Source organism: Gordonia sp. (in: high G+C Gram-positive bacteria) (assembly GCF_049299075.1).
Classification (GTDB): Bacteria; Actinomycetota; Actinomycetes; order Mycobacteriales; family Mycobacteriaceae; genus Gordonia.
Genome location: NZ_JBAQWU010000379.1, coordinates 1 through 7,583, shown reverse-complemented (window position 1 = coordinate 7,583; position 7,583 = coordinate 1). Strand labels below are relative to the sequence as shown.

General features: G+C 66.0%; 9 protein-coding genes. 5 read left to right on the top strand and 4 right to left on the bottom strand.

What is annotated here, in order from left to right; translation table 11 throughout:
• On the bottom strand, positions 1-787 hold a 787-nt coding region (locus WAW85_RS11985), incomplete at its 3' end, for a 3-deoxy-7-phosphoheptulonate synthase (protein ID WP_422559836.1).
• 272 nt (positions 788-1,059) lie between these two features.
• Between WAW85_RS11985 and WAW85_RS11980 the strand changes: the two genes are divergently transcribed.
• A complete protein-coding gene (locus WAW85_RS11980) occupies positions 1,060-1,620 on the top strand; it encodes an NADPH-dependent FMN reductase (protein ID WP_422559835.1) in 561 nt (186 codons plus the stop codon).
• Here WAW85_RS11980 and WAW85_RS11975 read toward each other — a convergent pair whose 3' ends face one another.
• Positions 1,621-3,663 (bottom strand): thioredoxin domain-containing protein, encoded by a 2,043-nt coding sequence (locus WAW85_RS11975; protein ID WP_422559834.1) that lies wholly within the window; start codon positions 3,661-3,663, stop codon positions 1,621-1,623. It abuts the gene before it with no gap.
• An 85-nt stretch (positions 3,664-3,748) separates the two neighbouring features.
• On the opposite strand from WAW85_RS11975, the gene WAW85_RS11970 reads away from it, so the two are divergent.
• Entirely contained in the window at positions 3,749-4,165 is a 417-nt protein-coding gene (locus WAW85_RS11970) for a hypothetical protein (RefSeq protein ID WP_422559833.1), read from the top strand.
• Positions 4,166-4,185: 20 nt separating this feature from the next.
• Here the strand turns inward: WAW85_RS11970 and WAW85_RS11965 are convergent, their stop codons facing one another.
• Together WAW85_RS11965 and mca are read right to left on the bottom strand one after the other, a co-directional pair.
• Positions 4,186-4,506 (bottom strand): hypothetical protein, encoded by a 321-nt coding sequence (locus tag WAW85_RS11965; protein WP_422559832.1) that lies wholly within the window; start codon positions 4,504-4,506, stop codon positions 4,186-4,188.
• The gene (gene mca / locus WAW85_RS11960) at positions 4,503-5,354 is read right to left on the bottom strand and encodes a mycothiol conjugate amidase Mca (protein WP_422559837.1); all 852 of its coding nucleotides are present in this window, start codon (positions 5,352-5,354) and stop codon (positions 4,503-4,505) included. Before mca ends, WAW85_RS11965 begins: the two co-directional genes overlap by 4 nt.
• A gap of 78 nt (positions 5,355-5,432) precedes the next feature.
• Between mca and WAW85_RS11955 the strand changes: the two genes are divergently transcribed.
• From WAW85_RS11955 to greA, 3 genes are all read left to right on the top strand, one after another.
• Positions 5,433-5,891: a DUF4307 domain-containing protein gene (locus WAW85_RS11955; protein ID WP_422559831.1), complete on the top strand. Its 459-nt coding sequence runs from the start codon at positions 5,433-5,435 to the stop codon at positions 5,889-5,891.
• 10 nt (positions 5,892-5,901) lie between these two features.
• Positions 5,902-6,657, top strand: a complete 756-nt coding sequence (locus WAW85_RS11950) for a queuosine precursor transporter (protein WP_422559830.1) — start codon at positions 5,902-5,904, stop codon at positions 6,655-6,657.
• Positions 6,658-6,794: 137 nt separating this feature from the next.
• Positions 6,795-7,286, top strand: a complete 492-nt coding sequence (gene greA, locus WAW85_RS11945; RefSeq protein ID WP_422559829.1) for a transcription elongation factor GreA — start codon at positions 6,795-6,797, stop codon at positions 7,284-7,286.
• The last annotated feature ends 297 nt before the right edge of the window (positions 7,287-7,583 follow it).

Here is a 7,583-nt window from a genome sequence, read left to right as displayed (position 1 = left end):
GTCCGGCACCGGCGAGCTGGGCGACGGCGGCGGCGACCGAATCGGCGGCGTAGTTTGGTCCGCCGGTGCCACCGCGCAGAATCACATGGCAATCTTCGTTGCCCGCGGTGCGCACCACGGCGCCCTGGCCGAAGTCGTCGACGCCGAAAAAGGCGTGCCGTCCGGCGGCGGCCTTGGCACCGTCGATCGCCACCTGCACATTGCCGTCGGTGCCGTTCTTGAATCCGATCGGCATCGACAGGCCCGAAGCGAGCTGGCGGTGCACCTGCGATTCGGTGGTGCGGGCGCCGATCGCGCCCCACGCCACCGCATCGGCGATGTACTGCGGGCTGGTGGGCTCCAGGAATTCGCAGCCGACCGGCAGCCCGAGGTCGATCACGTCCAGCAGCAGTTTGCGCGCCAGACGCAGTCCCTTCTCGACGTCACAGGTCTCGTCCATATCGGGGTCGTTGATGAGTCCCTTCCAGCCGATTGTGGTGCGCGGCTTCTCGAAGTAGACGCGCATGACGATCTTGAGGCTGTCGGCGTATTCGGCGGCCAGCGGCGCGAGGCGGCGGGCGTAGTCGAGGGCGGCCACGGGGTCGTGCACTGAGCACGGTCCGACGACGACGATCAACCGGTCATCGCGCCCGGCCAGGATCGCCGCGATCTCTTCCCGGTCGCGGGCGACGATCTCGGCACGCCGGGCGGTCAGCGGCAGTTCGCTGCGCAGGCTGTCCGGCGACGGAATCGGCGTGAACGCGGTGACGCGCCGGTCGGAGGTCTGGGGTTGGTCGGTGACGGTCATGGTGGCGGCCTTTCGGATGTCAGCGGTATCGGCCGGAGTTCCCGAGTGCTGGCAGCGGTAGTGCGCGATGTTCGGCACCCGGAAACGACAAAAGCAGCGACCTGACGGTCACTGCTCGGCTCCGGGTGTGCGGTTTCGCAACGTGCGCGATCAGCGCGGCATCGCAGGCTCTCCCGGAGCCTGGATAAAACGCCAATAGGCGCGCGCTGTGGTGATCACGACACCGAGGCTAGCACAGGAATTATTCGGACTTCGGTCCAGTTGTTCTGGTCATGCCCACTCTGATGATCATTTCCGGAAGTGTCCGCACCGGCCGTATCTCGCTGCCCATCGCGCAGTGGGTCCGCCGAGACGCCGAAGCCGACGGTCGTTTCGACGTCGACTTCGTTGACCTGGCCGAGCTCGCGCTTCCGATGATGGACGAGCCCAACCATCCGCGTCTGCGCCAGTACACGCAGCCACTGACCCGCGAGTGGAGCAGTCGGGTGGCGAACACCGACGCCTTCCTCTTCGCGTTCCCGGAATACAATTACAGCTACTCCCCGGCCATCAAGAACGCCCTCGACTACCTGTCCGCCGAGTGGAACCGTAAGCCGGTCGGCTTCATCAACTGGGGCGGCAACTCCGCAGGCACACGCGCCCAGGTCGCCCTGCGCCCAGTCGTCACCGCCCTGGGCATGGTGAGCACCCGCGGCAGCGTGGAGATCAACTTTCCGCAACAGCAGCTCGACGACAGCGGCGCCTTTTTGCCCAACGAGCAGCAGTCGACGGTCCTCGCCTCGCAGCTCGACGAGCTGGCTGCGCTCGATGAGGCGCTACGTCCGCTGCGCTGATCAGTCAAAGGCGAGGGCGTCAGCTGTGGTGACCGGCAGTCCACAGACGTTGCCGCGGCACACGTAGGCCGCGTCCGCAGCGTCGACCGGGCCACGACCGGTCAAGAGCGGCAACGTGTCTCGTGATCCAGCAACGACGACGGTGCCGCCAGGGGCGCGTCCTCGCACCTGAGCGGCGAGAGCGCCGCCGCTGCCGGGCGCCTGCGCAACACCGACCTGCAGCGGACCGGCGACCCGCGCCAAAGCAACGGTGATCCAGTGCCCGGCCGACCGCGGCATCTTCTGCAGGATCAAGCCCGCTCGCGCCAAGGTCTGGTCCGCTAGTTCGGCGTAGCGCCCCGAATGTTCTTCCGGCGCAAGACCTATCGCGGTGAGCAAAGCCTCGGCCATGAGCGACGCACCGGCCGGGGTTGCGCCGTCGACCGGGTCTCGCGGACGGGTGATCAGTGACCCGGCCGGCGCGTCGAACCACGCTCCGGGCGCTTCCGGATCGGCAAACTGCGCGATGGCGCGGTCCAGGATAGTCAGCGCTTCATCACGCCAGCGCGGCGCTCCGGTGACTTGGTGGAGAGAGAGCAGCGCGGTCACGAAAGCGGCGTGATCATCAAGTGCCGCAAGGGGTTCGCCTACCGTGCCACGCAGTGAGACCCGGCGCAGCTCCCCCTCGACGGGTGAGCGAGCGAAGCGAGTCGAAACTACCCCGTCCACGAGGTGTATCCGCAACAAGGCCTCGGCAGTCTCGGCGGCGCGGGCAACCCACGCCGGGCGGCCGAGTGCGATGCCAGCCTCGACCAGTGCAGTGATCGTCAGCGCATTCCAGACCACCACCACTTTATCGTCGCGGGCGGGCTGCGGACGCTTGGCGCGGGCGGCGAGCAGTCGGGCGCGGATCGCAGCGAACCGTTCGACGTCGTCGGGGTCGTTCAACAACTGCAGCGTCGAGGTGCCGTTCTCAAAAGTGCCCGTGTCGGTGACGGTGAAAAGCGTTGCCGCCCAACGCCCGTCGTCGTCGCCGAGGGCCTCCCGTAGCTGCGCCGGCGTCCAAACGTAGGTGAGCCCCTCGACGCCATCGGTGTCGGCGTCGAGCGAGGACGCATAGCCGTGGCCCGTCCAGAGTGCCTCATCAAGAAAAGCGACCATCTCTTCGGTGATCCGAGTGGCGAGTTCCCCTTCGCCCCTTGAGCCCGTCGAAAGGCGCCGCGCGAGGTGCGCGTAGGTGCGCAATAGCAGCGCATTGTCGTAGAGCATTTTCTCGAAGTGCGGCACCACCCAGTCGGCGTCCACGGCGTAGCGGGCGAAGCCCCCGGCGAGTTGGTCGTAGATCCCGCCGCGGGCCATCGCCGAGCAGGCGCGCTCGGCCACACCCAGCGCGTTCGCGTTGACACCGAACTCGTCGGCCCGAATGAGCGCTTCAAGTTGCGCTGCCGGCGGAAATTTGGGGGCGCCACCGAACCCGCCGGCGCGCCGATCCTCATCGGCACAGAGGGCACCGACGGCCGCGGCCAACAGTTCCGAGTCGATCACCGGTCCGGCGGGGATGGCGCCAGTGTTGGCGCGGAGGTGTTCGGTGATGCTGCCGGAAGCTTCGAATACTTCGTCGCGGCGGTGGCGCCAGGTGTCACCGATGGCGTCGAGTAGTTGACCGAAGCCGGGCATGCCGCCGCGCGGCGTCGGCGGAAAGTAGGTGCCGCAGTAGAACGGCTCCCCGTCGGGAGTGAGGAAGCAGGTCATCGGCCAGCCGCCCTGGCCGGTCATCGCGACGGTCGCGGCCATGTAGACGGCGTCAATATCGGGACGTTCTTCACGGTCCACCTTGATACACACGAAGCCGTCGTTCATCTGCGCCGCGAGCTGCGGATCCTCGAACGATTCGTGCGCCATCACGTGACACCAGTGGCATGCGGCGTAGCCGACCGAGAGGAGCACCGGCACGTCGCGTTCGCGCGCTTGGGCAAAAGCCTCGTCGGACCACTCCATCCAATGGACCGGATTGTCCGCATGCTGACGAAGATACGGACTTGCCGACCGACCGAGCCTGTTCATCACACCATCATCCCTGATCGAAGAGTTATCCACAGATCGTCATACGGCCTTCTTTCCGGGACTAGCGATCGGCACAGTTGGTGTCATGACAACAAGCAAGCAGGGCCTCGACATGCAACGACCACTCGCCACCGACAACGACCTACAAGAGATGCTGCTCGGTCTGCTTAAGGAGGCCAATCAGCGGCAACTCTGGTTGATCCTGCTCGACGGCGAGCAGCGGCTCACCGGCCCACTCATGCCGATCGAGGACCTTCCGCGCTATCCGGACCACGCTGCCCCGATCCTGTGCGAACGGTTCGCGGAGATCGCCGCCTTGGTCGGCGCCGCCTCAATCGTGCTGGTGTGGGAGCGGCCGGGTCCCGATCGGGCGTTCGCCGACGACCTCGCCTGGGCGCGTGCCACCAACGAAGGGGCGGGCCGCCACAAGTTGGCGATCCGGGCGCAGTTCATCCTGCACGACCACGGCATTCGTCGACTGACCCCCGACGATCTCGTCTGATCGCCGGAGCCGCGATGCTGTTAGCGGCCCGCGCCTGACTCGTCAGCGGGCTGGTTCACCGGTTCCTCGACAGTCTCGTCAGGTTCCACGACGTCCGTCTGGACCACGTCGGTGCCCTCGTCGAAGGCCTGATCGGGTTCGGGATGGTCGACGTCAAAGGTCTCCGGCAACTTGCGGAGCTGCTTGTTCATCGAGCGGATCAGCAAGAACGTCGAGACCAGCAGCAGCACGATCACGAGCAGTCCGATCGGCGAGGACTTACCGAATTCGGGACCCTTCGGCGGCGGATCGGCCGCGAGCAGGAAGGCCGCCTCGTTAGCCAGACTCAGCACAGTGGTCACGTCTCCTCAATTCCGGCAAAGAGGTCGTTTTCGGGGATGGCGGTCTGCACACGCGTCTGTGCCAATTCGAACTCCTCAGTGGGCCACAGGCGCTGCTGCCACTCGAGCGGCACCGCGAAGAAGAACCCGTTGGGATCAATCTGCGTCGCGTGGGCGCGGAGGGCGTCGTCGCGCTGCGGAAAGTACTCGCCACAGGTCACCTGGGTGGTCACGCGGGCCATGATGTCGCCTTGCTCACGTTTCCACTTGGCGAGCCAGTCGCGGAACGGATTCTCCATGCCGGCCTTCTCCAGCTCTTCAGAGAAAGCGTAAATGCGGTCACGGATGAAGCCGTGCGTGTAATACAGCTTCAGCGGCGCCCACGGCTCCCCGGCCTCGGGGAAGGCCGCCGGATCACCGGCCGCGTCGAACGCTGCCACGGACACCTGGTGGCACATGATGTGGTCCGGATGCGGGTAGCCGCCGTTCTCGTCGTACGTGATCATCACATGCGGCTTGAAGTCGCGGACTACCTCGACCAACTTGGCGGTGGCCTCTTCCAGGGGAACCAGAGCGAAGCAGCCTTCCGGCAGCGGCGGCAGCGGATCCCCTTGCGGGAGACCGGAATCGGCGAACCCGAGCCACGTCTGCCGCACACCAAGCGCCTCGGCGGCAGCAGCCATTTCGGCCTTCCGGACTTCCGGCAGGTTCTCGAGAATGCCCGGCCGGTCCATCGCGGGATTGAGAATGTCACCACGTTCGCCACCGGTCAGCGTGACGACCAGGACGTCATGCCCGGCCGCCGCGTATTTGGCCAATGTGGCGGCCGCCTTGCTGGACTCATCATCGGGATGTGCATGCACAGCCATGAGTCGCAGGCGCCCCGTGCTCTCAGTCACGCTTCCTCACCTTCGCTCGGTACTGCCCTCCATGGTAGGTATTGACGCGTGAGCAAGTCAGATCGGGTAGCCGACCAGCCGAAACCGCCCAGCGGACCACGAGCGACGTACCCGACCGAGCAATCGCCGCAGAGTCGTCGTCGCTGGTTCATCATCTGTTCGGTGGGGGTGGTGGTGCTGGGCCTGGTGATCGCCTACCTCGGATGGAAGCAGTTCGCCGACCCCGAGATCTCCGGATCGGCGACCGGGCACGAGGTGCTCAGCTCCAATTCCATTGCCGTGCAATACACCGTGAACCGGCAGAATCCGGACGAGGCTGTTTCCTGCGTGGTGCGGGGTCGCGCGCAGGACGGCGCCGAGGTCGGCCGCCGCGAAGTCCTGATCCCGGCGAGCGACCAGGTTCAGGTCGGTGCGCGCACTGTCGTGCAGACTTCCCGTCCCGCCGTGATCGGCGAACTCTTCGGCTGCACCGCCGCGGTGCCGTCATACCTGCAACCAGAAAACTGAGGATCTGACCATGAACGACGACGAACTCGCCCACTCTGGACAGCCGGACGCCTCGCGTCCGGCGGACTCGCCCCGGCCCGCCCGGGTGAATAAGGCGGTGTTCGCGACGGTGTCGTCGCCCTACTATCCGGTGTTGATGGCCGCTTTCGTCGGCATCATGCTGATCAGCAATATCGCCGCCACCAAAGGCGTGGGCCTCTTCGGCGGCACCCTGGTGACCGACGGCGCATTCTTCCTCTTTCCCCTCAGCTACGTGATCGGTGATGTGATCAGCGAGGTGTACGGCTTCAAAGCGATGCGGCGCACCATTTGGACGGGTTTCGCCATCCTCCTGTTGGCCTCGCTCGCACTCACCGCGACCATCGCGCTGCCACCGCTCGACGGTTATGAGAACCAGGCGGCACTCGAAGCCGTCGCCGGCGCGGTGCCGCAGTTGGTGGCCGCAAGTCTGGCGGGTTACCTGATCGGCGAGTTCACCAACTCGTGGGTGCTGGTGCGAATGAAGGAACGCACCGGTGAACGCCAGCTCTGGGCGCGACTGCTCACCTCCACTGTCGTCGGCGAATTCTTTGACACCGTCGTCTTCTGCGCCATCGCCGCCCCGGTGATCGGCGTGCAGACGTGGGGCCAGTTCGTCTCGTTCGTGGTGATCGGCTTCCTGTGGAAGACCGCCGTGGAGATCGTCGTTATGCCCGGAACTTACGCGGTGGTCAGGTACCTCAAACGGCAGGAACCGTCGTACGGAAAGGCCGTGGTCGACGTCTGAGGTCCGTGTGCGGTAAGCCACACTCCGGGCTGGTATGATGGTGCAGTACACGGCCCCGCGAGGGGTCGTGTTTGCTGCATTAGCGGCCACGTAATCAATGCGCGCAGTCCAATGGCGGACAGCAAAGGAGTTTCATGATGACCGACGCCGATGTGACCTGGTTGACGGCCGAGTCTAAGCAGCGCTTGCAGGATGAACTCGATGCGTTGGTCGCGAACCGCGGGGAGATGGCCGCCGAGATCAATGAGCGCCGCGAAGAGGGCGACCTCAAGGAGAACGGCGGCTACCACGCGGCCCGCGAGGAGCAGGGTCAGAAAGAAGCCCGCATCCGCCAGCTGCAGGCCCTGCTGAAGAACGCCAAAGTCGGCGAGGCCCCGACCCAGTCGGGTGTGGCACTGCCCGGCACCGTCGTCACCATCTACATCGGCGACGACAAGAAGAACACCACCACCTTCCTCATCGCCACCCGCGAAGAGAGTGTCGCCACCGACCTGGACGTCTTCTCGCCGAGTTCCCCGATCGGCTCGGCGATCCTCGATGCGAAGGTCGGCGAGAGCCGTACCTACCGCGTGCCGAGCGGCGCGGAACTGACCGTCACCCTGGTCAGCGCGGAGCCATACCAGTACTGACACTCGCTGGTCGAAACGACAGCCGGGTCGCAGTTCATCTGCGACCCGGCTGTCGGCATCGCAGACCTCCAGACAGCCCGAATGGCCCGGCCGCGGTCCCTTCCCGGTCGGCGTGGGTGCGCGGTCAGGCTGCCGGTCCGTGATCGATGGTGCCGTGTGGGCGGTTGGTCGGCGGGTCGGTGTCGGAGACTTCGCCCATCCGGGTGGTCAGGCCGGCGGCGTGGTGGCCGGTGGCGAGTTTGTCCGGGTGGAAGATCGGGTTGACCAGCCACGGCCCGCTCCGCCCGACCGGCCGCC